Raw genomic sequence first — 23,502 nt, forward strand, 5'->3', positions numbered from 1 at the left:
ATGAAAACCCGCTTCATAAATCAGGTTCGACGATCCTGACCACGCGGGCGGAGTTCGCCGTCGCGCTAACGCTGAAGCGCACCGCAATCCAAAACACGCAAGGAGGCGTGAACATGCCCAACACGAAAAAAGCAAGAACCGTTCTGAGAACAATGCTCAGTGTGATGATCAGTGCGTCGATTCTGTCTGGTGCTCTCGTGCTTCAAGCGAGCGAAGGTAGTGCTGCAAGTGATGCGCGTACTGCAAGCGAAGCCAGCGCCGCAAGCGAACTTGTCACCTATCCCGACCCGCCTGAGGGAACGCCAAGTGTTTCGAATTTCACAGCACGCGTGCGAGCTCCTGATGGGGCGTTCTCGAACCTATTCCCGTACTCTGCCCGGGTGATGAAGAGCGGAGAATCCGATGTGACAACACCTGTCGGGTTTGTCATGTTCGACTGCTCGGGTCCTGTGGAATTGCAGATCACCTACACCGGCGGACCCGTCGATTCGGCAAAGGTCTGGCCCCAGTCCTACGGTATCGAGCCCTCAATCGACGGCAACGTGATCACGATCTCGCTCACCGAGCCGATGAACGTCGTGCTGGAAGTCAACGGCGATATGTATGAAGCGCTGCAGGTCTTCGCTAACCCGATCGAAACCGACATCCCTTCTCGGGATGATCCGAATGTGATGTTCTTCGAGGCGGGTCTTCATGCCTACGGCAACGATCCGAGGATCACACGGGAGACCCTCCCTACGCACTACGGAGGCGGTACAGCTACTCAGGATGTCATCTACGTGCCTAGCGGAACGACTGTCTATCTCCAAGGTGGTGCAGTCGTGCAGGCTCAGATCAAGACCAACCCTTTCGGTACCCAGCCGGGCTGGGAGCAGGCGCCGCGAACGACCGACATCACGATCAGGGGCCGGGGTGTGATCGATGTTTCAAGGTGGTGCGGCGATTTCACCAACGCGGATCGCTCGAGAAACCCTGAGATGCCTGGCATCGTGATCTTCAACTCGGACAATGTCACCGTTGAGGGCGTCGTAGTGGTCAACCCGGAAAGACAGCAGATCAACATCCACAAATCAACCCATGTAACGGTCGATAACTTCAAGGGGTTCACCGCGATGCTGGAGGGAGATGGCATCGTCAGCACCGGCGGCAACAGTTACGTGACCGTCAAGAACTCCTATCTCAGGACTTCCGATGACGCTCTCGTCAGCGATGCTTCGAACGATCACATTTCATGGGACAACGTCGTGATCTTCGGCCAGAAGGCGCACAGCATGATGACCGGCGTCGGCAACCTCTATGGAACGCCGCTCGATGATTTCTCCGCCACCAACATCTACATCATCAATCACTACGAAGCGGAAGTAGTGCAGAACGGTGTGATCGGAGTTGCCGCGGGGCAAGAGGGGCTCATGAGGAACATGGTCTTCAAGAACATTGTTGTGGAACGTAACTCCATGGGAAGTCTGTTCAAGGTCACACCATTTGCGCCATGGAACTCGACGAGCGGCAATATTAGAAATTTGACCTTCCAGGATATTTATTACACAACCGGGCCGAACGAAGAACCTTCACTGATCACCGGAATTGATTCGACCCATACCGTCGACGGTGTGCAGATCCACAATCTGGTCATCGATGGGCGTACCGCCTCGAATATTCAAGATGCGAATTTGTCCGTGGGGGAGTATGCGGTTGGTGTCCGACTGTACGCCGGCGACCCTCAGCCCACTGCGAGCCTTGTCGGCATCAATCCGTCGGCAGATGCGGTAGCGCATATCGGAGCAGCGAAGACACCAGAAGCTCTTGATCTGCCCGGCAAGGTATCGCTTGCAACGTCCTCCGGTGACGTGGACGCGTTTGTGAATTGGGACCCTAGTGGTGCCAGCTACGACCCGACTGCTACGACTCCGCAGACTTTTATGGTTACGGGCGTTGCAACGATGCCGATCGGAGTCGACAATCCGAACGGCGTTGCCCTGACGGCAAGCATTCGCGTAACGACGAAGTCCGCCGAATTGGTGGCGCACTGGAAGTTCGATGAAGGCTCCGGCGAAATCGTCGGCGATTCCTCAGGTAAGGACAATGCCGGAGCACTGATCGGCAACCCGACGTGGACCGATTCGGGCAAGTACGATGGTGCGCTCGCCTTCAACGGCGGCTCACGGGTCGAGGTCAGCCCTTCGGCAACTCTGACTCCCAGAGGAGACGAGACCGTGTCGCTGTGGTTCAAGACTTCACAGGCGTCAACAGGCTACGTCGGCGTTGTCCGTCACGATCAGCGTTTCACGCCACTGCAGTTTATTGGCGGAGGTAAAGCTCAGGTGGCCTATTGGCTCAATGGCTCGTCCAGTGCCAAGTCGCTGGTGTTCCCATGGACCTACGCAGACGACAGTTGGCACCACTATGTGGCTTCCTATGATCACACGTTGGGTATGAAGGTCTATGTCGACGGTGACCTGGTGGCAAGCGATGCAACGAATCTCGGGCCGCTTCCTGACACGACGACCAAAATGATGCTGGGAGCTGCTCCATGGGGAGAGGCTTACAACGGACTGCTGGATGACGTTTGTGTATTCGACCGTGCTCTGAGCCAGGCTCAAGTGACGCAGTTGAATCAGGCTGGCTGTCAGCCGGTCGTTGATCCGAAGCTGACGCTGAGTGCGACGTCCGTCGAGGCGGGAGGGTCGCTGGACGCGGCGCTGAGCGGATTCGGTCCGGGTGTGGCCGTGTCGATCTGGCTGGATGATGAGAAGTTGGCCGACGCGGTCATCAACGCTGAGGGCACGCTGGAGACGCAGTTGCTCATTCCCGCTGGTGCCGCTTTGGGCACACACCAGGTTGTCGTCAAGGATGACACCTCGACGACGGTCGTGAGCGCGGAGCTCGAGGTCACTGCCGCCGGAACGACCCCGACCCCGACCCCGACTCCGACTCCGCGTCCCGGAACGGGTGGCAACGGCGGAACCGGTGACGGCGGCCTCGCCGTGACAGGTGGCGACATGCTGGTGCCGCTCAGCGCGTCAGCCGGTGCCCTGCTCCTTGTTGCGGCAGGCATCATGCTGATGATTATGCGTCGTCGCAAGCTGATCCAGGACTGACGCTCGTCAGACCGCGAAGAGCCGGGTACCCGAAGATTCGGGTACCCGGCTCTTCGTGTAACGCGCCGGCTGGGGTTGAGCTGCGGATTCGGCGGAAAGATGACCAGGCTCTGACGCCGAGAACCGCGACCGCGAGGATGTTCGCCCCGTCGCCGCTGATCGCCGCGAGCCTCCGCTCACGGTGCGAGCGAGACGGGCTGCCCGGATGCGAGGGACGCATACGCCGCATCCACCAACGCCACGGCCGCGACGCCGTCCGCCGGAGATACTCGGGCATCGCGTCGCTCGCGGAGCGCCTCGACGAAGTCAGCGAGCTGGGCGAGATAGGGATCGGTGTCGGATGCCGGCGGCACATGCAGCAGGGGTGCCGAATCTTCGGAGTCGTCGTTGTTCCCGATCCGCAGCACTCCACCGGTACCGACGAACTTGGCTCGGGTGCGGAACGGCGTACCCGCCTCGGCCCACTCGGCGCAGACCCGGCTGACGACGCCGTTTCGATGCGTGAGCACGACCTCGGCACGCACCGGCGGAGTGACTCGGCCAGCGCCCGACGGCGGATCCTGGGTGGCCGACACCGTCGTCGCAGGGCCGGCGACCCAGACGGCCTGGTCGAGGTCGTGGATCATCAGATCGCGAATCAGTCCGCCCCCGGCATCCTCGTCGAAGAACCATCCGCTGGGAGGCGCGGCGACCCTGCGCAGCAGATTCTGCTCCACGAGGTCGCCGATGCGCCCCGCGTCGATCTCCTGCTTCGCCCAGGCGTAGTCGCTGAAGTACCGCACGACATGAGCGGGGAACAGCCGGGTGCCGGCTTCCGCAGCCGCACGCACCAGGCCGGCCGCCTCGTCGGCGTCTGCGGCGAGCGGCTTCTCGCAGATGACATGCCTTCCGCGGGCGATCGCACGCAGCGCGATGTCGGCATGCGTGGTCGTCGGCGTGAGGATGTCGATGACGTCGACCTGGTCGATCAGGTCGTCGAGGGAGTCGACGAGAGTGAGGCCGTGGCGATCGGCGAGTGCGCGAGCGCCGCTGCGGGCGAGGATGCTGACCTGAACGCCGAGAGCGAGGAGGGCCGTGATGTGCGGTGGCGCGATGCCACCGGCGCCGACGATTCCCACGCGCAGCGGAGACGCGTCGTCCACAGGGTCGGTCACCGATCAGCCGTTCGCATCGGGAAGGCGACGCGGGTCGGCCTGCGGCATCCGCTCGGGCTCGGGCGCCGGTTTCGGGGCCGGTGCCGCGATCTCCCGGGCGACCTGCTTCTCCAGCACAGTCACGGCATCGTCGGAGAGCAGGATCAGGCCGTCGAGCTCTTCACGCACGCGCTTGTACGCGACGTTGCGCTCGGCCTGCGTGGCCGAATCATCGATGGCGACCTTGAGTAGCTGCTGCGCGCGCTCAAGGCGCTTGCGCTCGGGTGCGGTGAAGGTCGAGTCGCGCAGGCGCCGGGCGTCCTTCTCGGCGATCTCGAACGCGACGGCGTAGTTGCCGACCGCGTCGAGGTACTCGGAGACCTGCTGCTCGGTCACCTTGGCGCCGGCTGACGTCGGGCGCAGAGCATCCGCCGTCTTCTTCGCGCGCAGGAACGCGGCCGTCAGCGGCTGACGTCCGTCGCTCATCGCCGGGAAGGCGATGAGCTTGGCCACGTCGAGCTCGTAGTCGAGCCAGCGGGCGGTGATCTCGTCGTGCTCGGTGAAGAGCCTGCCGAGGAGTTCGTTCGGGGCGACGGATGCCGTCGTGTCGACGATCTGCGGTCCGCCGCGCTTCTGCTGCTGAGTGAGCGTGCGGGCTTCGAACTCGGCCGTCTTCAGCTGTGCCTTCACGCGCAGCGTCTCGATGCGACGCTCGTGCCGGCGCTTCGCGCCCTGTTCCCATGCCTTCGCGGCACCGCCGGCCATCCCGAGGAGCGGGAACGCCAGCCACCAGTAGTGCCCGAGAAAGTCGAAGAGCGGTTGCATGATGGCCTCAGCCTACTTCGCGCGCCGATCGTCAGGTTCTGCGGATTCGGCGGAAGAACGACCAGGCGCTGACGCCGAGAACCACGACCGCGAGGATGATCGCCGTCCAGGCGACGGTGGGTTCCGCGGGGGCACCGGTCCAGCGTTCGACGGCGATCCAGGCGAGCCCCCAGTAGGTCGCGACGGCGGGTGCCCAGCGTCCGCCGCTCCATGCTGTGGCGATCGCCAGCAGACCCACGACGCAGAGCGCGACGATGGCCGGCCACGCCGGTGCCTCCGCCCATCCGTCGACGCCGATCGCCGTGAGCCAGGCGGCGAGGTTCGCCGCCGTCGCAACGGTGACCCATCCGAGATAGAGCCCGACGGTGCCGTCGACGAGGACGATCTCGGCGACGGTCCCACGGCGGGGGCGGCGGCGCAGCCGGGCGAACGTCGCCAGCAGCACCACGAGCAGCACGACGATGATCACCGTCGACTCGGCGATGCGCGACGCCTGCACGCAGGCGATCCATACCGCGTTGAGCAGCGACGATGCGGCGATCCCGTAGCCGACTGCGCGATGGATGGGCTTGGCCGCCTGCGCCGGGAACGCCTGCCAGACGGCGTAACCGAACAGACCGAGGTAGATGACCGACCAGATTCCGAACGCTGCCCCGGTGGGCGCGAGCACGGTCGCATCCGAGGCGAACGCGCCGCCAGCGGCATCCTTGATCGGGGTGCCTCCGAGCACACCCGATCCCACGAACGCGAGCACCACGGCCGCCAGCACCGTGACGGCGACGATCACCTGGCGGATGCGGTCGGACCTCATCGTCTCGCTCATGGCGTCAGCCTACGCAGAACCCCCGCCCAGACGGTCCGCCACTCTCACCAATCGTGAACGGTGCCGTCGGCGAGGCGGTTGTACGGCAGGTAGGCCTGCTCGTACGGGTACTTGCCTGCCTCGTCGAGTTCGAGTTCGACGCCGAGACCCGGGTTGTCGCCCGGGTGCAGCAGGCCGTTCTGCCAGGTGAACGACTGCTGGAACACCTCGTTCGTGCGGCTGCCGTGCTGCATGTACTCCTGGATGCCGAAGTTGTGGATCGCGAGGCCCAGGTGCATCGCCGCGGCCATGCCGACGGGCGAGATGTCGGTCGGGCCGTGCATGCCCGACTTGATCTGGTACATCGCGGCATAGTCGAGAGTCTTCTTGAGAGCCGTGATTCCGCCCATGTGGGTGACGGCGCCGCGCACGTAGTCGATGAGCTGGTCGCGGATGATGTCCTTGAAGTCCCAGACCGTGTTGAAGATCTCGCCGATCGCGAGCGGAGTGGTGGTGTGCTGGCGGACGAGCCGCAGCGCCTCCTGGTTCTCGGCCGGAGTGCAGTCCTCGAGCCAGAACAGGTCGTAGGGCTCGAGCGACTTGCCGAGCTTCGCGGCCTGGATCGGCGTCATCCGGTGGTGACCGTCGTGCAGCAGGGGGATATCGGGTCCGAACTCGTTGCGCACGGCTTCGAAGACGCCGGGAAGGTGGTGCAGGTACGAGCGGGTGTCCCAGTCCTCCTCGACCGGCTTCGCACCGCGCCGGGCGGGCTCGTGGTCGTAGCGGGACTCGCCGCCCCCGGCATCCGCCGACTGCGAGGCGATGCCGTAGATGGCCTTCAGCCCCGGCACGCCGGTCTGGATGCGGATCGCACGGTAGCCCTGCTCGAGGTGCGAGCGCACCGAGTCGAAGAGCTCGGGGATCTCCTTGCCGGACGCGTGGCCGTAGGCGAGGAGTCCGGTGCGGGATGCTCCGCCGAGCAGCTGGTAGACGGGCATGCCGGCCTTCTTGCCCTTGATGTCCCACAGAGCCATGTCCACGGCGGCGATGGCGGCCATCGTCACGGGTCCGCGGCGCCAGTAGCAGCTGCGGTAGAGGAACTGCCAGGTGTCTTCGATGCGGTCCTCGTCGGCGCCGATCAGCAGCGGGACGACGTGCTCGGTGAGATAGGCGACGACGGCGAGTTCGCGGCCGTTCAGAGTCGCATCGCCGAGGCCGGTCACTCCGTCGGCGGTCGTGATCTTGAGGGTGACGAAGTTGCGATCAGGGCTCGTGACGATGACTTCGGCCTTGTCGATGGGCATCTTTGCTCCTGCGCTCGTTGCGACGCATGCGCCGCGAAACTGGTATGGCAATCACCATCGTGTCACTGCCATACCAGTTGCGTCAAGCTATCGTGACCGTATGCCCGAGCCCGTGATCCGCCCCACCGCGCGTGCGCTCGCCTACGGCCGGATCCGCGACGACATCGTTCATGGCGTGTTCGCCCCCGGGGCGCTGCTGTCCGAGAACGAGCTCGCTGCGGCTCTCGGCCTCAGCCGGCAGCCGGTCCGCGAGGCGCTGCTGCTCATCGCGCAGGAGGGCCTCGTCGAGGTGCGGCCGCAGAGCGGCACCTACGTCACCCGCATCGATCCCGACCGGGTGCGAGAAGCGCAGTTCATCCGCGAGGCCATCGAGCTCGCTTCCCTCGCGGCATGCTCTGCGCCGTCGGAGGACGACGAGCGGATGCTGCGCGACATCATCGCCCGTCAGCGCTCCGCGTCCGATCGGGACGCGTTCTACCCGCTGGATGAAGAGTTCCATCGCGCGCTGCTGGGGCTCGCCGGACACGCCAACGCCTGGGCGGCGGTCAGTGCGGCGAAGGGTCATCTCGACCGTGCCCGCTACGTGGGTATGAGTGCCACCCGCGCCGTTCAGGACTACGTCGACGACCATGAGCGGGTGCTCGACGCGCTCGCCGCAGGCGATGCGGATGCCGCCATCGGCGCGCTGCGCGAGCATCTCCGTTTCGTCTTCGACGACCTCGAGGCGGTGCGGGCGCGTCATCCGGAGCTGTTCGACGTGACAACGCCGGCGCGCACGGGACGAAAGACGCGGCGCTGATACCTCCTGCTCGTTGAGCGAGCGCAGCGAGACGAAACGCGTCATCTGACGTCGACCGTGGGATCGACGCGTTTCGTCTCGGTCGCTGCGCTCCCTCGCTCAACGACCGGGGAGGGGCGCGAGCGACGGGCGAACCCTTGGTACCGTCAGTAGATGATCACCGCCGTCGTGCTGAAGTTCCTGCTCTTCGCGGCGGCGCTGATCCTGGTGGTGGTCCTCGTGCGCCGGGCGTTCAAGAAGCCGAATCGTGCGAAGAGCCAGCCGGACCGCATCCGGATGCCGAAGTTCGTCCTGATCACCGCCTGGGTGCTGCTCGGTCTGGGGTTGTTCATGTCGCTGCTGGCGTTCGGCAGCGGCAACATGCGCGACCCGGTTCCGTTCCGCATCGCCTCGGTCGTGATGGTCGCCGGCGGGCTGCTGTTCCTGCTGATGTACAACAACTGGTACATCGCGCCCGGACGCGACGAGATCGCCTTCGCGACCATCTTCGGCGTCGCCAAGGTGATCCGCTACAGCGACATCGCCGACTATCGGATGGTCGACCGAGGAGGACAGCGGATGCTGTTCGTGAAGTCCTCGACAGGGACGAAGTTCAGCGTCAACCTTGCGGCCTACGACGTGTCGCCGTTGCTCGCGCACATCGAGTTCCACCGGTTGAACGGGCGCTGGCCCGTCGGCGGAGAACTGCGCACGCCGCAGCGCTGAGGCGCCCGACGCGCCTGTCTCAGCGCTGCTTCTCGGCGCACGGCACGCACAGTTCGGCGAACGGCCGTACCTCGAGGCGTGCCGCGGGAATCGGCTGACCGCATCGGGTGCAGATGCCGTAGGTGCCGTCGTCGAGGCGCGCGAGCGCCGCGTGGACCTGTGTCAGCTCGGAACGTGCCGCCTCGGCGAGGCCCTGCAGCCGTGACCACTCCGCCGACAGCGGGACACCTTCCGGGTCATGTTCGTCATCATCGTTCAGGCTGCTCCGGTCGTGCGTGAGCGCGTCGAGCGCGTCTGCGACAGCGGTGACCCTGGCTGCGGCATCCGCTCGCAGTTCGTCCAGTCGCGCTCGCGCATCCTGAGGCATCCCCTCACCCTAGGTGGACCGTCTGACACTGGTGATGCAGCGAGGACGCGGCCGGTCAGCCGCTACAGTGACCGAATGACCGAGTGGCATGAGCCTCGATGAGGCAGGTGACGGGGATCCTGCTGTGGCTCGTCGCGACGGTGAGCGGCGTCTTCGGCGCAGGCTGGCTCGGGCTCGCCGGCGTCGGCTGGGACGGCGGCTTCATCGAGCGCGTCTACTGGGACGAATCGGAGAGCGGGATCGGCGTCGGTTTCGCGATCTTCTCCCTGATCGTCTGGCTCGGGCTGCTGGGCGGCTCATTCGCGGTGATGCGTGGTGGCCAGCAGCGGCCGTCACGTGGGGTGCGCGTGACGTCGGTGGTCCTCACGGCGATCAGCATCATCGGCGTCGTGGTGCTCTGCGTTCTGACCATCGGGTGGCCGGAGCCGCCGAGCGAGTTCCCGACGCCGCCCTGGAATCGAGCCTGAGTCGCTGACAGACCGGGCGCCTCACAGACCGATCGATGCCAGTGGGCGGATCACGTACGTCGCGGGGTCGAAGATCGAGCCGCCGTATTGTGCATGAACGATGAGGAGCGCCGCGCCGCACATCAGGGCGGCGGCGAGAAGTGCGAGCCCCGCTGCGCGGCGGACGTCGAGCAGGGCGAGCAGCGTCCAGGTGAGGGCGGCGGCGACGAAGATGAGCATCACGATCAGGGGGATGATCCCGAACGTGAAACCGAACCCCGCCACGGGCTCGTACTCATCGAATTCCCGTCGGTACTTCGTCGCGCACTCGTCCCAGCCCTTCATGAACAACAGCACGGAACTGAAGGCGGTCGCGGTGAAGAGGACGACATGCAGGGCGGTTCGGCCGGGTGGCTGGGCAGTCCCTCGCACCTCCGCGCCGCGTCGAGACGAGTGGATCACGGCACGTACGCCTCTCGATAACTGACAGGGTCGAATATCTGTCCCCCGAGTTCCGCCTCGACGAAGAGGAACGCCGCCCCACACGTCAGAGCCGTGACGAGAAGCGCCAATGCCGCGGCGCGCAGGACCCCGATCAGGATCGCCCACACGCCTGACCGGAAGGACTCGACCCGGCCGAAAAGCGTCCAGGTGAAGGCGGCGACGACCACGACGGACAGCGCGATCACGGGAACGACCCCGAACACGAACCCGAACCCGTCCATCGACCCGGGCATCCGTTGGCCCTCTTCGTACGCCTCGTTGTACGCGCTCGCACAGGCGAGCCACTGCCAGCGGAACAACAGAAGAGAGCCGGCCGCGACCAACACGAAGCGGACAACGCGCAGTGCGGTCCGGTTGGGCCCCTCAACAGCACGCATGCCTCATCCTCGCATCCGCACAGGGCTGGGTCGGGCGACTCAGCACGGCATTCCCTCACTCGAGGCGCAGTCGTACCATCGAGCCATGACCAAGTACCTCATCTCGTTTCCGAGCGAAGCCATGGTGCTCACCGCCGAGGAGTTCCCGATCGTCGTCGCCGAGTCGCACGCCGTGATTGAGGAGGCGAAGGCTGCCGGCGTCTACGTGTTCGGCGGCGGTATCAACGAGGAGGTCGGTCCGGTGCTGGTCTCCGCCAGCGGCTCGGTGAGCACCGAGATCCATCCGGGCTCCGAGCTCACCGGCGGGTTCACCGTGCTCGAGTTGCCGACCCGAGAGGACGCGATCGAGTGGGCAGGGAAGATCGCGGCAGCTTGCCGATGCGCGCAGGAGCTAAGAGAGTTCGGGTACGACCCGGCGAGCTGATCCCGCCCAGCACCGCTACTCGAGCCACTCCGTCACGAAGCGATCGTTCGCGTGCACGTGCGTCGCCTCGTACGTGCCGCCGTCGAGCACCTCGAAGCGGTGCGAGACGAGCGCCGGCACGACGAGGATCTGACCGCCCGCGCCGATGACCTGCTCGTCGCCGACGGTGAATAGGGCCCGGCCGCGGTGGATGACGAACGTCTCGACGTACGGATGCCGGTGCAGGCGCGGCCCTGTTCCGGGAGCCGAGGCGAACTCGCGGATGATGCTCACCGGCGACCCGATCAGGTAACCCTCGATGTTGTCGTCGAGGCTCACGTCGAAGGGCTGGATGGTCATGGGCGTCCTCCGTTCTCCGCCAGACGATACGCCTGCGGGCGCCGGTTGTGAACACACTGATGCCCCGGCGCCAGGGCCGGGGCATCAGTGAAGCGGATGCTTCGGGCTAGCCGACGGTCGCCGCGATGTCGGGCTGGTCGCTGAAGATGCCGTCCATTCCCGCATCGAGGAAGACCTGGATCTCGCCGGCGAGGTCACCCGCCGCGAACGGGTCGCTCGAGGAGCGGAACTCGGCGGGCAGGTACTGGTTCTCAAGACGGAACGTCCAGCCGTGCACCGAGAGGCCGGCCGCGTGCGCATCCGCGATTACGGGTGACGGCGCGGCGAGAGTGCCCGCCGGCGTGCGCGGGATCAGCACCGACTTCTCGACGCCCACCCCGTCGGCATAGCCCGCGATCTCGGCGAGGCCGGTCGGCGTCACCAGGTCGGCGTATGTGCGCGAGTCACCCGCGACCGTGAAGTCGTACGGGCGTCCCGACGAGCTCACCAGCTGGGCCAGTCGTACGTCGGTCCGCTCGTCGAGGTCCTGCAGATTCGACACCTCGAAGCTCTGCACGATCACGGGCGCATCCGCGTCGTTGACCCCGTTGCTCTCGAGGGCGTCGACGAGCGGCTCCTCGAGCGAGAGGCCGATCGAGTCGAAGTAGGACGGATGCTTCGTCTCGGGGTAGACGCCGATCTGGCGGCCGTCGCAGCTGACCGAGTGGCGCGCGAGGTCGATGACCTCGTCGAGCGTCGGAATGAGATACAGACCGTCGAAGGCAGTGTTTCCCGGGCGCACCTGCGGCAGGCGCTCCTTCGCCCGCAGTGTGCGCAGCTCGGCGAAGGTGAAGTCTTCGGTGAACCAGCCCGTGATGCTCGCCCCGTCGATGATCTTCGTCGTCTTGCGGTCGGCGAACTCGGGCCGGGCCGAGACATCGGTGGTGCCGCTGATCTCGTTCTCGTGGCGGGCGACGAGAACGCCGTCCTTGGTCGAGACCACGTCGGGCTCGATGTAGTCGGCGCACTGCACGATCGCCTGCTCGTAGGCGGCGAGGGTGTGCTCGGGGCGGTAGCCGCTCGCGCCCCGGTGGCCGATGACGGTGACGAGCTCGGGCTCGACCTTCGTGCGCTCGAGGTCGATGACGGCGAACTCGGTGTCGTCGGGGGTGCCGGGCACGCGGGCGTCGTTACCGGGGAAGTTGTTGTCGTTGGCGATCAGCAGGCGGCCGTCGCGCAGCTGCACGATCGTCTCGAGGGACTGCACGGGCATCGAGAACACCTCGCCGCTGCCGTAGCCGTTGCCGGCGCTGAGACCGTCGGGGTTGGCGATGCGGAGGGCGTCGAGCACCAGGGTCTTCTCGAGGTAGCCGTCGGCATCCGTCTTCTTCAGGTTGATCTCGTAGATGCGCTTGGTCACCGCCTGGTCGCCCTCGAAGTCGTCGCGCTCGACGACGAGCAGCACGTTGTTCTTGACCGTGAAGGCGTCGCCGATGACGTTCGGCTCCTGGTCGGTCTGGTAGCTCCAGGTGCGCCCGGTGTAGGCGCCCTTCTTCGTGTCGAACTCGAGGATCTCGCGGCGGCGGAGGTCGGTGTCGTCGGCGTATGAGCCTTCGACGATCGGGTAGAGGTAGCGCCCGTTGACCGAGCTGGCGAGTGCTTCGAACCCGCGGCTCGCGCGCACCCGCGGGGTCTCGCCGAGCTGCAGGTACGGGTTCTGCGGCGACTTCGCACCGTCGATCGAGAAGGGCGTCTCGAGGAGCGTGCCCTCGGCGTCGAAGTGCAGCAGGAACGGACCGAACTCCTCGCCGACCCAGAAGCTGCCGTCCTTCGCCCGGACGACCGATTCGATGTCGAAGTCCGCACCGGTGAGCAGGCGCTCCGCGGTGCCGTCGTTCACGATCGGGAAGTCGAGCACCCCGTTGCGGTCGTTGTACGAGATGAAGCGCTCGACGGCGATCTCGCCGGACCCGCCCTCGGCGGTCTGCCAGTCCGGACGCACGAGGTAGCTGCGCAGCAGGAAGTCGGCCGAGTTGCCTTTCGCGCCGAAGCCGTTGTCGGGCTGCGCCCAGAAGGTGCCGTCGCCGTTGTCGATCACCGCCGAGAAGCCGGGGATCACCTGGCCGTCCCAGGGCCCCCGCCGGCCGTTGCCCGGCGATGCCTGCGCACCGGATGCGGGGCCTTCGGCGAGGAAGTCGGCCGAGAGCTCGGCCCACGCGACGAGCGTCGGCTCGAACGCGTGCATCTTCGAGGTCGGAGTGGTCTGATTCGATGCCTGCGCCGGAGCGGCGAGGAGCAAGGTGACTGCGGTCGCGGCGACGGTCGCGGCGGCGATGGCGCGGGAGACTCTTCTCATATCGATGAGTCAATCGGTGGCGCGCGCCGCCGCAGTGACACCGTGATGGCCGGTGGATGGCGGCCAGGTGAACGGATGCCGGACGACGCGATCCGCGCGCTCGTCAGCTCTTCGTGAGATCCTGCGCGAACATCACGAGGATGCCGCTGGGACCGCGAAGATAGGTGAGCGTGTAGACGTCCTGGTAGTTCGCGACCCCGCGGAGCGGGTGATACCCGTGCCGCGCGGCGATGGCCAGAGAAGCGTCGATATCGTCGACGGAGAAGGCGATGCGGTGCATCCCGATCTCGTTCGGCATCGTCGGATCGGTCTCGATCGCCTCGGGGTGGATGTACTCGAAGAGCTCGATCTGGCCCTGGCCGTCGGGCGTCTGGAGCACCGCGATCTTGGCGTGGTTGCCGTCGAGACCGACGGCGGTGTCGGCCCATTCTCCGCTGACCTCGTCACGCCCGAGCACGGTGAGACCGAGGTCGGAGAAGAACGAGATCGTCTCTTCGAGGTCGCGGACGGCGATGCCGATGTTCTCAAGTCTGATGGTCATGGCAGGGATGCTACTCGCGACCCCCGACGAGAGGTTCGCCGCCCCTTCTGCGGCGCGGCGGCATCGGGGTATTGTTTCGCAGAATGCGCGTCCGCAGACTCCCCGATCCCGGCTGACGCCGTCGAGGATTTCAACGAAGAAACGACCCCGGAAGCTGCGAGATGACCACCACGATCCGACAGTCCGTACTCACCCTGTCTGCGGGCGAGATCGGCCGACCGGGGCCGTTCCCGCCGCTCGAAGCGGAGGCCGTCACTCGCTTGCGCGCCGACGCCACGAGCGTGCCCGACGACATCGCCGCGCGCGTGGCTGCAGCGCCGCCGCCGTGGTCGTTCCCCTACCACCCGCAGTCGGAGTACGACCGGGAACGGCGCACGCGCGACATCGACGTCGTCGTTCTCGAGAACGAGCACCTCCGGGCGACGATCGTGCCGAGCCTCGGCGGGCGCATCTGGTCGCTCGTCGATGTGGCCAGCGGCGCCGAGCTGCTCTCTGCCAACAAGGCCTTCCAGCCGGCGAACCTGGCCCTCCGCGACGCGTGGTTCGCCGGAGGGGTCGAGTTCAACATCGGCATGCGCGGGCACTCGCCCACCACCTGCGACCCGCTCCATGCCGCCGTCGTGGACGGGCCTGGCGGCGCGCCGGGCCTGCGCATGTGGGAGTTCGAGCGGGCTCGCGGACTGGTCTTCGCGATCGACGTGCACCTCGCGCACGACTCCGATCTGCTGGCCGTGCACGTGCGAGTGGTGAATCCGGACACCGCCTCGGCATCGATGTACTGGTGGACGAACATCGCGGTCCCCGAGACGGACGGCACTCGTGTGATCGCGGCATCTCGCACGACGTACGCCTCGGACTACAGCGGCCGGCTGGTCGGGATCGATGCACCGTACCGTGGCGACATCGACATCACCCTGCCGGGACAGCATCCGGGCGCCGCCGACTACTTCTTCGACGGCACCGGGATCGACGTTCCCTGGATCACCGCCATCGGCGAAGACGGCACCGGGCTTCTGCACGCGTCGACCGCACGACTCGTGGGCAGGAAGCTGTTCTGCTGGGGCAACGGCCAGGGCGCGCGTCGCTGGCAGGAGTGGCTCTCGCCGGAGGGCGGGCGCTACGCCGAGATCCAGGCGGGGCTCGCGCCCACACAGTTCGAGTACCTCGAGATGCCCGCACGCGCGGAGTGGAGCTGGACCGAGGTGTTCGGGAAGGTCCGGGTCGACGGCGCCGGGCCCGAGCACGCCACCCCGGACGCGATCCAGGCGGCCGACCGAGACGTGCAGTCTCGGCTTTCCACGCACGACATCGACGCCCTCCACGGCGAGCTCTCCGACTTCGCGCGGCGTGCCCCGCTGAGCATCCTGAATCGCGGGTCGGGCTGGGGCGCTGTCGAGCGGACGCTGCGTCGCGCCGACGAGTGGATCGACGAGACGCCCACGCCGTTCCCCGTGGTCGAGGGCGACGACTCTGCGCCGTGGAACGACCTGGTCGTGCACGGGGTGATTCCGCCGACCGCGTTCGTGGGATCCCACGTCCGCGGTGACCGGTGGGAGCGCCAACTCCGGAGCATCCCTGGGGCCGATACCGATGCCTTCGCGCAGTACCACCTCGGCGTCCTCGCGCACGTCACCGGTGATGCCGAGGCGGCTCGGGTGCATCTGCGGGCATCGAACGTCGCAGCGCCGTCAGCGGCCGCGACGCGTGCGCTCGGTTTCGTCGCTCTGCAGCAGGGGGACGCGGCGGATGCTGCGCGGCGCCTCCGCGATGCGATCGCCCTCACCTCTGCCGGTTCACCGGAACGGGCGGCGCTGATCCTGGAAACGCTCGACGTCCTGCGGCGCGCGGAGGACTTCGAACAGGTTCGGGGCTTGGCGATCACGGCACTCCGCGACGAAGTGCTGACCGGATCGGTCACCGCTCGCGTGCGCCTTGCTCTCGTCGAGGCGGAACTGGAGGTCGGCGACCGCGAGTCCGCGGCCGCCCTGCTCCGTGGCGGCGGCATCCTTCCTGCGAACTTCCGTGAGGGAGAAGACCGCATCGCGATGCTGTGGCAGCGCACCTTCGGTGAGAAGCCCCCGCGCGAACTCGACTTCTCGATGTTCGAGGGAGCCGAGGTGCTCTGAGCGGTCTCGGGTGGCGGTGGCTCAGCCGAACAGCAGCGTCAGCACGGTCGCGCCGCCGCCGCCGAGGATCAGCGCGATGATCGTCGTCCACGCGACGATGCGGATGCGGCGGTTGCGGCGCTCGCCGAGATCGCCGTAGTCCTCGCCCCGGTCCTGCGTGCTGAGATCGCTCATGCCTTGACCGGCTCCGACACCGTCGGCCCGAAGTACGACGGCAGCGTCGCGCGCGAACGCTCGCGCAGCTCGGCGACCGGCACTGTGAAGACGTCCTGCACCTCGAGCGAGGCGCCATCCGGGTGGTTGTCCGTCACACCGATGCGCAGCACCGGGTAGTTGCGACCGGCGCAGAGGCCCTGGAACTTCACGTCGTCTTCGCGGGGCACGGTCACGATCACGCGGCCGGTCGACTCGGAGAACAGAGCGGATGCGGCATCCACTCCGTCGCGCTCGATGATCTCGTTCAGCCAGACGCGTGCGCCGACGCCGAAGCGCATGACGCCCTCGGCGAGGGTCTGCGCAAGGCCGCCCTCGGAGACATCGTGGGCCGACGAGATCAGCCACTCGTCGCGGGCGGCGGCGAGCAGGCCGGCGAGGCGCTTCTCTCCGGGGAGGTCGACCTTCGGCGGGAGTCCGCCGAGGTGGTTGTGCACGACGTCGGCCCATGCCGAACCCGAGAGTTCGGTGGCGGTGGTGCCGAGGAGGTAGATGTTCTGGCCCTCGTCCTGCCATCCGGAGGGGATGCGGCGCGAGACGTCGTCGATGATGCCGAGCACGCCGACCAGCGGGGTCGGGTGGATCGGCACGTCGCCGGTCTGGTTGTAGAACGAGACGTTGCCGCCGGTGACCGGGGTGCCCAGTTCGAAGCATCCGTCGGCGAGGCCGTCGACCGTCTGCCCGAACTGCCACATGACCTCGGGGTTCTCCGGCGAGCCGAAGTTCAGGCAGTCGGTGATCGCCGTCGGGGTGGCGCCGGTGACGGCGACGTTGCGGTACGCCTCGGCGAGGGCCAGCTGTGCACCCGCGTACGGGTCGAGCTGGCAGTAGCGGCCGTTGGCGTCGGTGGAGATCGCGAAGCCGAGGCCGGACTCCTCGTCGACGCGGATCATGCCGGCGTCATCGGGGAAGGCGAGGGCCGTGTTGCCGAGCACGAAGTAGTCGTACTGGTTGGTGATCCACGACGTGTCGGCGAGGTTCGGGGAGCCCACGAGGTTCAGGAACTGCGTCCGCAGCTCGGCCGGGTCGTTCGAGCGGGGCAGGTTCTCGGCAGCATCCGCCTGGAGCGCGTCGATCCACGTCGGGTAGGCGACCGGACGGTCGTAGACCGGGCCGTCGACCGCGACGGTCGAGGGGTCGACGTCGACGATGCGCTCGCCCTGCCAGTCGATGATGAGGCGGCCGTCTCCGGTGACCTCGCCGAGCACGGAGGTCTCGACCTCCCACTTGTTCACGACCTCGAAGAACGCGTCGAGCTTCTCGGGCGCCACGATCGCCATCATGCGCTCCTGCGACTCCGACATGAGGATCTCCTCGGCCGTGAGCGAGGGGTCGCGCAGCAGCACGTTGTCGAGCGAGACCTTCATGCCGCTGTTGCCGTTGGCGGCGAGCTCGCTGGTCGCGCAGGAGATACCCGCGGCACCGAGGTCCTGGATGGCCTCGACGAGCTCGGCCTTGTAGAGCTCGAGACAGCACTCGATGAGCACCTTCTCGGCGAAGGGGTCGCCGACCTGCACGGCGGGGCGCTTGGTCGGGCCGCCGTCGTCGAAGGAGTCGGATGCCAGGATGCTGGCGCCGCCGATGCCGTCGCCGCCGGTGCGGGCGCCGAAGAGCACGACCTTGTTGCCGACGCCCGTGGCGTTCGCGAGCTTGAGGTCTTCGTGGCGGAGCACGCCGACCGCGAGCGCGTTGACGAGCGGGTTGGCCTGGTAGACCGAGTCGAAGACGGTCTCGCCGCCGATGTTCGGCAGGCCGAGGCAGTTGCCGTAGAAGCTGATGCCGCTGGTGACGCCGTGCACGACGCGGGCGGTGTCGGGGTGGTCGATCGCGCCGAAGCGGAGAGCATCCATCACGGCGACCGGGCGTGCGCCCATCGAGATGATGTCGCGGACGATGCCGCCGACACCCGTGGCCGCGCCCTGGAACGGCTCGATGAAGGAGGGGTGGTTGTGCGACTCGGCCTTGAACGTGACGGCCCAGCCCTCGCCGACGTCGATGACGCCCGCGTTCTGGCCCATGCCCACCATCAGGCGTTCCTTCATCTCGTCGGAGACCTTCTGGCCGAAGCGGCGCAGGTAGTTCTTCGACGACTTGTAGGAGCAGTGCTCGCTCCACATCACCGAGTACATCGCCAGCTCGCCCGACGTGGGGCGGCGACCGAGGATCTCCTTGATGCGGGCGTACTCGTCGTCCTTGAGTCCGAGGGCGCCGTACGGCTGCTCCTTCTCGGGCGTCGCGACAGCGTTCGAAACGGAGTCGGGGACGTGCTTGTGGGCAGATGCTGCGGGGGCGGTGGTCACGCGCACTCCAAAGGAAGGGGCCGAGCGGGGCATGACCAGTCTACCGGCCGCGCCAGGCCCCGCTTCGAGGGATGGGTTTCGCTGGTGAGAAGGCGCCGGAACCAGCGAAACCCATCTCCCAGCGGAGGCGACGGGAGCGGATGCTGGCGCCGATCGGCGGGGTTTGCGGCACGCGATCCGACGCGCGGAACACTCCGTTATGTAAGCGCTTCCTTATCCCGATCTCGCAGAAGACCCCAAAAAACAAGCCATCTCGAACGATCGGCAATCCCATCCGACGTACTTCTGTAAACGCTTGCACTCCGTCCATCAACGTCGCTACGGTCGTCACAGCGCACGCTGACGTGCGTTCGATCGCGTGGCGATGACGCCGCGTGGGTGATCCCATCGGAAGGACTGTCGATGTTCCCGAACGCTCTGCACACTCGATCACCGAAGAGGACACGGGGGAGAACGGCGCTCGCCATCGCGGCTGCTGTCATGCTCGCCGTTCCCGCCTTCGCTATCACCGCACCACCCGCCCCTGCTGCCGCGGCCGCCCCCGGGCCGAACGACACCACCGCCGTGATGTTCTCGTACACCTGGAACGCCATCGCCAGCGAGTGCACCGACACACTCGGTCCCGCCGGGTACGGATTCGTGCAGACGTCGCCTCCGCAGGAGCACGTGCTCGGTGCGCAGTGGTGGACCCACTACCAGCCGGTTTCGTACAAGCTCGACTCACGGCTCGGTTCCGAGGCCGAGTTCCAGAGCATGATCGACACCTGTAATGACGCTGGCGTGAAGGTGATCGTCGACGCGGTGATCAACCACATGTCGGGGCAGTCCGCCGGGGGCACCGGCTGGGCGGGCACCCAGTACCAGCACTACAACTACCCGGGTTACTACCAGAGCCAGGACTTCCACTCGTGTCGGCGCGATATCGCCAACTATCAGAATCGGCGTCATCCGACAGCAGGAACGTGATCGATGCGGCGAGGTGCTCGGCCGTCGCGACGCTCGGGATCGCCTGCTGGAATGGGGCGAGGCGGCCGGAGCCGTACTCCGACATGTTCGGCGGCATCGGGATGCCGGTGGCGACGCCGCCGGGGGCGACGGAGTTCACGCGGATGCCTCGGGGGCCGTACATGAATGCGGCGGACTTCGTGACGCCGACGATGCCGTGCTTGCTGGCCGTGTAGGCGTTGCCGGAGGCATTACCGCGCAGGCCCGCCTCGCTGGAGACGTTGAGGATCGCCCCGCGACCCGCTGCTTCCATGATCGGGAGCACAGCCCGCATGAGCTTGAACGGCGCCGTGAGGTTGATCGCGATGACACGGTCCCACACGGCATCCGGCGTCTCGCCGGCGGGTGAGAAGTCGTCGTTGATGCCGGCGACGTTCGCGAGGGCATCGATCTGCCCCCCGGCGGTGGCGACGACCGCATCGATCGCGTCCTGCTTGGTGAGGTCTCCGGCGACAACGGTGATCTGGGGGAGCTCTGCCTTCAGGGCATCGAGCTTCTCGGCCGAGATGTCTGCGGCGATCACACGTCCGCCTTCGCGGGCGATGCGCGATGCCGTGGCCCTGCCGATTCCGGAGGCGGCACCGGTGACGATGACCGTCTTGCCGGTGAAGCGCCCTGGCGTGATCTGCTCGGCCCATCCGGTCGTGCCGGATTCGGTGGGAATCTCGCCGCCGTTCGCCGCGCGCACGAGGTCGTCGACGACCGACTGCGGCATGGCGCCCTGGCTCAGGACCACGAGCTGCTGCAGCGGCAGTCCGAGGACCGGCGTGAGGAGTTCGGGGTCGGCGCCGGTCTGCGCGAAGAGGGCGCGGACGATCGGTCCGCCGACCTCGTCGTCGAGCCATTCGCCGATAGTGGACTGTGCAGTGAGGGCCATGATCTCTCCTTCTGGCATTTCGCAACGGTGCGTCTACTTATGTTCGAGTGTACGCCTCGATACGCTCAGAGGGTGCCTCGTCCTCGCAGTGAGAAAGCACGCCAGTCGGTGCTGGCGGCGATGCGGCGCGCGCTCAGTGCCGAAGGGTACGACGCGGTGACGATCGAGGGGCTCGCTGCGGAGGCGGATGTCTCGAAGCAGACCATCTACCGGTGGTGGCCGTCGAAGGCGGCGATCCTCGGTGAGGCGCTGCTCGAGGGCGAGCTGCCGGGAGCCGACGTCTCGCTGCCGACGACGGATGACCTGGCCGGCGACCTGCGTGCCTGGGTGAAGCAGATGACGACCCACGTGGGCAGCGCCGAGAATACGGCGCTCGCGCGGGCGCTGATCGCGATTACGGCGACCGATCCGCAGCTGGGCGAGGTGCTGAACCAGCGGCTCGCCGGCCCGATCATCGCCTGGATCGTCGAGCGCATCGAGCGCGCGAAGGTGGCGGGCGACGTGCGGGCGGATGCGGATGCCGAGGTCATCGCCGACCAGTTCGTCGCGATGGCGTCGTACGCTGCGCTCCTCGGTCGGCCGTTCACGGCGGAGCGCGTCGATGCCACCGTCGACGTGCTGCTGCGCGGGATCGCCGCGCCGTAGCATCCGCCGCCTGTGCCGGATCGCGGCCTGGTCGGGCGTGCGCTTGGCTCGGCCAAGTGCGCTTCCCTCGGCCAGATTCCCGGAAAATGGCCGAGGCAAGCGCGCAAGTCCGAGCGGGGCGTACAGGTCCTACGGAGAGACGGATGCCTGGCGCGCGACGGGTTCCCGAGGTGTAACCGCCGTGCGTCCACTGTCGAAGCGGGCCCGCGCACGATCCTGCTTGCGACCGACTTCGACGAGCTCGGTCGCCTTGGGCAGACCCATCGGCTTCGTCGAGACGTAGATGCTCTCAGCGCGCTCGACGAGAAACGTCTCGTGCCAGATGCCGACGGCGCCAGGGGCCTTGCGGGCCGCCTTGTTGAAGCGGGTCCATGCCGGGCGGTGCTCCTGCGAGGGGCTCGAAGCGTAGGCGTAGAGCTTGTCGATCGATGACCAGTACTGCACGACGTACGGCCCGCCGCCACCGAGCAGCAGTTCGTAGCCGAGGAAGCCTGACTCCTTGTCGGTGGCGAGCTCGCGCAGCATCCGGGGCATGGCAAGGAATGCGGGCATCCACAGATCCGGACGCCACCAGCGGTTGATCTGCATTCCGATGTGGAACACGACCAGCTCGCCGTCGTAGCGATGGGTCATGCGTCCGGTGATGACTCGGGACATGGGATCCTTCTCTCAAATGGATAGTTCCACTATCCATAATGGATAGCGCTACTATCGATGTCAAGAGGTGGCGATGAGAATTTCCGAACTGTCGGCGCAGACCGGTGTGACGGTGCCGACGATCAAGTACTACCTGCGCGAGGGGTTGCTGCCTGAAGGCGAGCGGAGCGCGCCCACACAAGCCGCGTACGGCGAGGTGCACGCGCAGCGGCTGCGCGTCATCCGCGCGCTGCTCGATTCCGGAGTGAGCATCGCCGAGACCCGGCGTGTGCTGGATGCTCTCGACAACCCGCCGGCGAACGCGCACGATCTGCTGGGCACGGCCCACGCCGCCATCACTCCGCCCGTCGACGAGAGCCTGGATCTCACCGAGACGCAGCGGCTGGTGGCCGGGCTGGGGTGGAAGCCGGGGATGTGCGACGACGCTGTGCTGTATGCCGTCGCTCGCGCGCTGCAGGCGCTCGAGGGTGCCGGGTTCGAGGTGCCGGTCGACGTGATGCCGGTGCACCTGAAGAGCATCCGCCAGATCGCCGACGCGGAGGTCGCCGGGGTGCCGACCGAGTCGGCCGAGGCCGCAGTGCGGTACGTGGTGCTCGGTTCGGTGCTCGTCGAGCCCCTGCTGCTGGCCCTACGACGCGTGGCGCAGCAGGTCGCGTCGGCGGAGAGGTTCGGCGGCGTAAACGCCTGAGACCGCTTTTCGCCGCGCCATCCGGCGGCATCCGGCATCCTGTGACACGGTGTCCCCATGACTGACGAATCCGCTGTCGTGGCCACGAAGCGCCGACCGGGCATCCTGTCGTTCGTGATCGGTATCGCCGGCGGCATCCTGGGCCTGCTGCCATGGCTGGTCGGCGGCGGACAGCTGCCGTTGCAGAACCTCTGGGCGACGACGACGCGGCCCGAAGACATGCCGTTCGCCCTGCTGCCGCTCAGTCAGTACTACGCGACCCTGCTGTTCTCGCTCGTGCTGCTCGGCGGGGTGTTCTCCGGGCTCGCGGTGCACTTCCTGGCGCGGGGTCGAGGTCTCGCGGCGTGGCCGGGCGCGCTGGGAGTCTTGCTGGTGCATCTGATCGCCGTCGTGCAGTCCTTCGGGGTTCTCGCCGAGGGTCTGGGGATCGCCGACGGTGGGGATGCGCGGGCGTGGCTCTACTTCGCCGGGATGCTCGCCGGCAGCATCGCCGCCATGCTCATGGCGCAGCTGGGGTTCGTGATGACGTCGAGGCGTTCGGTGGGCGTGGTCTCGCTCGGCGTCGCGCTCGCCGCGGTGCCGTTCGCGAGCTGGGTCGCCCGGTGGGTCGTCGCGTTCACTGGTGAGGTCAGTCCACCGGAGTTCCTGTCGACCCTGGTCTACTGGCTGCCGGCCGTGATCGTCGGTGCGGCGCTCGTGTGGGGCGGCGTGCGTCCGCTCTGGCGGATCATCGTGTGGGCCGTGGCGCTGCTGGCGCTGTGGGTCGTGCCGGCGCTGTTCACGGCGATCCAGTACGGACTCGGGATGCGTGTGCTGAAGGGCGATGTCGTCGAGATGGCGAAGGCGTCGATGGAGGTGTTCCCGTTGGTGCTGCAGGAGATCTGGTTGCCGACGGTGGTCGCGCTCGTGATCGGGGTCGTGGGAACGGTGGTGCGGATGCTGGTCGGGCGGGGCGCGACGCGTGACGCCGACGACGCCTGACTCCCTGACGC

At 66.9% G+C, this 23,502-nt stretch carries 23 protein-coding genes; 9 read left to right on the forward strand and 14 right to left on the reverse strand.

Features of this window, described 5'->3' with window-relative positions:
• The first annotated feature begins 113 nt into the window (after positions 1–113).
• Positions 114–3,098, forward strand: coding sequence for a LamG domain-containing protein (locus tag MRBLWH12_RS15035; protein ID WP_363550355.1), 2,985 nt, complete (start codon positions 114–116; stop codon positions 3,096–3,098).
• A gap of 176 nt (positions 3,099–3,274) precedes the next feature.
• Here MRBLWH12_RS15035 and MRBLWH12_RS15040 read toward each other — a convergent pair whose 3' ends face one another.
• From MRBLWH12_RS15040 to manD, 4 genes are read right to left on the reverse strand one after another with little or no spacing between them, the layout of a single operon-like run.
• Complete coding sequence (locus MRBLWH12_RS15040) at positions 3,275–4,252, reverse strand: Gfo/Idh/MocA family protein (protein ID WP_363550358.1); 978 nt, start codon at positions 4,250–4,252, stop codon at positions 3,275–3,277.
• A gap of 3 nt (positions 4,253–4,255) precedes the next feature.
• Positions 4,256–5,056, reverse strand: coding sequence for a hypothetical protein (locus MRBLWH12_RS15045; RefSeq protein WP_363550361.1), 801 nt, complete (start codon positions 5,054–5,056; stop codon positions 4,256–4,258).
• 31 nt (positions 5,057–5,087) lie between these two features.
• Positions 5,088–5,879: a tryptophan-rich sensory protein gene (locus tag MRBLWH12_RS15050; protein ID WP_363550364.1), complete on the reverse strand. Its 792-nt coding sequence runs from the start codon at positions 5,877–5,879 to the stop codon at positions 5,088–5,090.
• Between the two features lie 44 nt (positions 5,880–5,923).
• On the reverse strand, positions 5,924–7,162 hold the full coding sequence (manD, locus tag MRBLWH12_RS15055) for a D-mannonate dehydratase ManD (protein WP_341976477.1): 1,239 nt from the start codon (positions 7,160–7,162) through the stop codon (positions 5,924–5,926).
• A 100-nt stretch (positions 7,163–7,262) separates the two neighbouring features.
• On the opposite strand from manD, the gene MRBLWH12_RS15060 reads away from it, so the two are divergent.
• Together MRBLWH12_RS15060 and MRBLWH12_RS15065 are read left to right on the forward strand one after the other, a co-directional pair.
• The gene (locus MRBLWH12_RS15060; protein ID WP_341976476.1) at positions 7,263–7,961 is read left to right on the forward strand and encodes a GntR family transcriptional regulator; all 699 of its coding nucleotides are present in this window, start codon (positions 7,263–7,265) and stop codon (positions 7,959–7,961) included.
• A 153-nt stretch (positions 7,962–8,114) separates the two neighbouring features.
• The gene (locus MRBLWH12_RS15065) at positions 8,115–8,666 is read left to right on the forward strand and encodes a hypothetical protein (RefSeq protein ID WP_341976475.1); all 552 of its coding nucleotides are present in this window, start codon (positions 8,115–8,117) and stop codon (positions 8,664–8,666) included.
• Between the two features lie 19 nt (positions 8,667–8,685).
• Here MRBLWH12_RS15065 and MRBLWH12_RS15070 read toward each other — a convergent pair whose 3' ends face one another.
• On the reverse strand, positions 8,686–9,033 hold the full coding sequence (locus MRBLWH12_RS15070; RefSeq protein WP_363550369.1) for a TraR/DksA family transcriptional regulator: 348 nt from the start codon (positions 9,031–9,033) through the stop codon (positions 8,686–8,688).
• Between the two features lie 98 nt (positions 9,034–9,131).
• Between MRBLWH12_RS15070 and MRBLWH12_RS15075 the strand changes: the two genes are divergently transcribed.
• Positions 9,132–9,500 carry a hypothetical protein gene (locus MRBLWH12_RS15075; RefSeq protein ID WP_363550372.1) on the forward strand — a complete coding sequence of 123 codons (369 nt, stop codon included), beginning with the start codon at positions 9,132–9,134 and terminating at the stop codon, positions 9,498–9,500.
• 21 nt (positions 9,501–9,521) lie between these two features.
• Here the strand turns inward: MRBLWH12_RS15075 and MRBLWH12_RS15080 are convergent, their stop codons facing one another.
• Both MRBLWH12_RS15080 and MRBLWH12_RS15085 read right to left on the reverse strand, forming a co-directional pair.
• Positions 9,522–9,911: a hypothetical protein gene (locus MRBLWH12_RS15080; protein ID WP_363550375.1), complete on the reverse strand. Its 390-nt coding sequence runs from the start codon at positions 9,909–9,911 to the stop codon at positions 9,522–9,524.
• Positions 9,912–9,937: 26 nt separating this feature from the next.
• Complete coding sequence (locus MRBLWH12_RS15085) at positions 9,938–10,360, reverse strand: hypothetical protein (protein ID WP_363550378.1); 423 nt, start codon at positions 10,358–10,360, stop codon at positions 9,938–9,940.
• Positions 10,361–10,445: 85 nt separating this feature from the next.
• On the opposite strand from MRBLWH12_RS15085, the gene MRBLWH12_RS15090 reads away from it, so the two are divergent.
• Positions 10,446–10,784: a YciI family protein gene (locus tag MRBLWH12_RS15090; protein WP_363550381.1), complete on the forward strand. Its 339-nt coding sequence runs from the start codon at positions 10,446–10,448 to the stop codon at positions 10,782–10,784.
• A 15-nt stretch (positions 10,785–10,799) separates the two neighbouring features.
• On the opposite strand, the gene MRBLWH12_RS15095 is transcribed toward MRBLWH12_RS15090, so the two are convergent.
• From MRBLWH12_RS15095 to MRBLWH12_RS15105, 3 genes are all read right to left on the reverse strand, one after another.
• Positions 10,800–11,123, reverse strand: coding sequence for a cupin domain-containing protein (locus MRBLWH12_RS15095; RefSeq protein WP_363550384.1), 324 nt, complete (start codon positions 11,121–11,123; stop codon positions 10,800–10,802).
• A gap of 106 nt (positions 11,124–11,229) precedes the next feature.
• A complete protein-coding gene (locus MRBLWH12_RS15100) occupies positions 11,230–13,458 on the reverse strand; it encodes an esterase-like activity of phytase family protein (RefSeq protein ID WP_363550387.1) in 2,229 nt (742 codons plus the stop codon).
• Between the two features lie 103 nt (positions 13,459–13,561).
• The gene (locus tag MRBLWH12_RS15105; RefSeq protein ID WP_363550390.1) at positions 13,562–13,999 is read right to left on the reverse strand and encodes a VOC family protein; all 438 of its coding nucleotides are present in this window, start codon (positions 13,997–13,999) and stop codon (positions 13,562–13,564) included.
• Positions 14,000–14,160: 161 nt separating this feature from the next.
• On the opposite strand from MRBLWH12_RS15105, the gene MRBLWH12_RS15110 reads away from it, so the two are divergent.
• On the forward strand, positions 14,161–16,125 hold the full coding sequence (locus MRBLWH12_RS15110) for a DUF5107 domain-containing protein (protein ID WP_363550392.1): 1,965 nt from the start codon (positions 14,161–14,163) through the stop codon (positions 16,123–16,125).
• 21 nt (positions 16,126–16,146) lie between these two features.
• On the opposite strand, the gene MRBLWH12_RS15115 is transcribed toward MRBLWH12_RS15110, so the two are convergent.
• The 3 genes from MRBLWH12_RS15115 to MRBLWH12_RS15125 all read right to left on the reverse strand — a co-directional run bounded on the left by MRBLWH12_RS15115 (position 16,147) and on the right by MRBLWH12_RS15125 (position 20,520).
• On the reverse strand, positions 16,147–16,299 hold the full coding sequence (locus MRBLWH12_RS15115) for a hypothetical protein (protein WP_363550395.1): 153 nt from the start codon (positions 16,297–16,299) through the stop codon (positions 16,147–16,149).
• Positions 16,296–18,638, reverse strand: coding sequence for a phosphoribosylformylglycinamidine synthase subunit PurL (purL, locus tag MRBLWH12_RS15120; protein WP_363550398.1), 2,343 nt, complete (start codon positions 18,636–18,638; stop codon positions 16,296–16,298). The genes MRBLWH12_RS15115 and purL overlap by 4 nt, the downstream gene beginning before the upstream one ends.
• Before the next feature lie 805 nt (positions 18,639–19,443).
• Entirely contained in the window at positions 19,444–20,520 is a 1,077-nt protein-coding gene (locus tag MRBLWH12_RS15125) for an SDR family NAD(P)-dependent oxidoreductase (RefSeq protein ID WP_363550401.1), read from the reverse strand.
• Positions 20,521–20,592: 72 nt separating this feature from the next.
• On the opposite strand from MRBLWH12_RS15125, the gene MRBLWH12_RS15130 reads away from it, so the two are divergent.
• A complete protein-coding gene (locus MRBLWH12_RS15130; protein ID WP_363550404.1) occupies positions 20,593–21,165 on the forward strand; it encodes a TetR/AcrR family transcriptional regulator in 573 nt (190 codons plus the stop codon).
• A 129-nt stretch (positions 21,166–21,294) separates the two neighbouring features.
• On the opposite strand, the gene MRBLWH12_RS15135 is transcribed toward MRBLWH12_RS15130, so the two are convergent.
• Complete coding sequence (locus MRBLWH12_RS15135) at positions 21,295–21,822, reverse strand: DUF4188 domain-containing protein (RefSeq protein WP_363550406.1); 528 nt, start codon at positions 21,820–21,822, stop codon at positions 21,295–21,297.
• Positions 21,823–21,895: 73 nt separating this feature from the next.
• Between MRBLWH12_RS15135 and MRBLWH12_RS15140 the strand changes: the two genes are divergently transcribed.
• The gene (locus MRBLWH12_RS15140) at positions 21,896–22,510 is read left to right on the forward strand and encodes a MerR family transcriptional regulator (protein ID WP_363550409.1); all 615 of its coding nucleotides are present in this window, start codon (positions 21,896–21,898) and stop codon (positions 22,508–22,510) included.
• A gap of 57 nt (positions 22,511–22,567) precedes the next feature.
• Positions 22,568–23,491, forward strand: a complete 924-nt coding sequence (locus MRBLWH12_RS15145; RefSeq protein WP_363550410.1) for a hypothetical protein — start codon at positions 22,568–22,570, stop codon at positions 23,489–23,491.
• Positions 23,492–23,502 lie beyond the last annotated feature (11 nt).

It is taken from the genome of Microbacterium sp. LWH12-1.2, from assembly GCF_040675825.1.
GTDB lineage: Bacteria > Actinomycetota > Actinomycetes > Actinomycetales > Microbacteriaceae > Microbacterium.

Coding starts and splice junctions, on each gene's coding strand:
- MRBLWH12_RS15065 (WP_341976475.1), top strand. CDS start 8,115: ATGATCACCGCCGTCGTGCTGAAGTTCCTGCTCTTCGCGGCGGCGCTG.
- MRBLWH12_RS15050 (WP_363550364.1), bottom strand. CDS start 5,879: ATGAGCGAGACGATGAGGTCCGACCGCATCCGCCAGGTGATCGTCGCC.
- MRBLWH12_RS15110 (WP_363550392.1), top strand. CDS start 14,161: ATGACCACCACGATCCGACAGTCCGTACTCACCCTGTCTGCGGGCGAG.
- MRBLWH12_RS15095 (WP_363550384.1), bottom strand. CDS start 11,123: ATGACCATCCAGCCCTTCGACGTGAGCCTCGACGACAACATCGAGGGT.
- MRBLWH12_RS15125 (WP_363550401.1), bottom strand. CDS start 20,520: ATGGCCCTCACTGCACAGTCCACTATCGGCGAATGGCTCGACGACGAG.
- MRBLWH12_RS15045 (WP_363550361.1), bottom strand. CDS start 5,056: ATGCAACCGCTCTTCGACTTTCTCGGGCACTACTGGTGGCTGGCGTTC.
- manD (WP_341976477.1), bottom strand. CDS start 7,162: ATGCCCATCGACAAGGCCGAAGTCATCGTCACGAGCCCTGATCGCAAC.
- MRBLWH12_RS15075 (WP_363550372.1), top strand. CDS start 9,132: ATGAGGCAGGTGACGGGGATCCTGCTGTGGCTCGTCGCGACGGTGAGC.
- MRBLWH12_RS15140 (WP_363550409.1), top strand. CDS start 21,896: ATGAGAATTTCCGAACTGTCGGCGCAGACCGGTGTGACGGTGCCGACG.
- MRBLWH12_RS15060 (WP_341976476.1), top strand. CDS start 7,263: ATGCCCGAGCCCGTGATCCGCCCCACCGCGCGTGCGCTCGCCTACGGC.
- MRBLWH12_RS15145 (WP_363550410.1), top strand. CDS start 22,568: ATGACTGACGAATCCGCTGTCGTGGCCACGAAGCGCCGACCGGGCATC.
- MRBLWH12_RS15090 (WP_363550381.1), top strand. CDS start 10,446: ATGACCAAGTACCTCATCTCGTTTCCGAGCGAAGCCATGGTGCTCACC.
- MRBLWH12_RS15100 (WP_363550387.1), bottom strand. CDS start 13,458: ATGAGAAGAGTCTCCCGCGCCATCGCCGCCGCGACCGTCGCCGCGACC.
- MRBLWH12_RS15115 (WP_363550395.1), bottom strand. CDS start 16,299: ATGAGCGATCTCAGCACGCAGGACCGGGGCGAGGACTACGGCGATCTC.
- MRBLWH12_RS15105 (WP_363550390.1), bottom strand. CDS start 13,999: ATGACCATCAGACTTGAGAACATCGGCATCGCCGTCCGCGACCTCGAA.
- MRBLWH12_RS15035 (WP_363550355.1), top strand. CDS start 114: ATGCCCAACACGAAAAAAGCAAGAACCGTTCTGAGAACAATGCTCAGT.
- MRBLWH12_RS15085 (WP_363550378.1), bottom strand. CDS start 10,360: ATGCGTGCTGTTGAGGGGCCCAACCGGACCGCACTGCGCGTTGTCCGC.
- MRBLWH12_RS15070 (WP_363550369.1), bottom strand. CDS start 9,033: ATGCCTCAGGATGCGCGAGCGCGACTGGACGAACTGCGAGCGGATGCC.
- MRBLWH12_RS15135 (WP_363550406.1), bottom strand. CDS start 21,822: ATGTCCCGAGTCATCACCGGACGCATGACCCATCGCTACGACGGCGAG.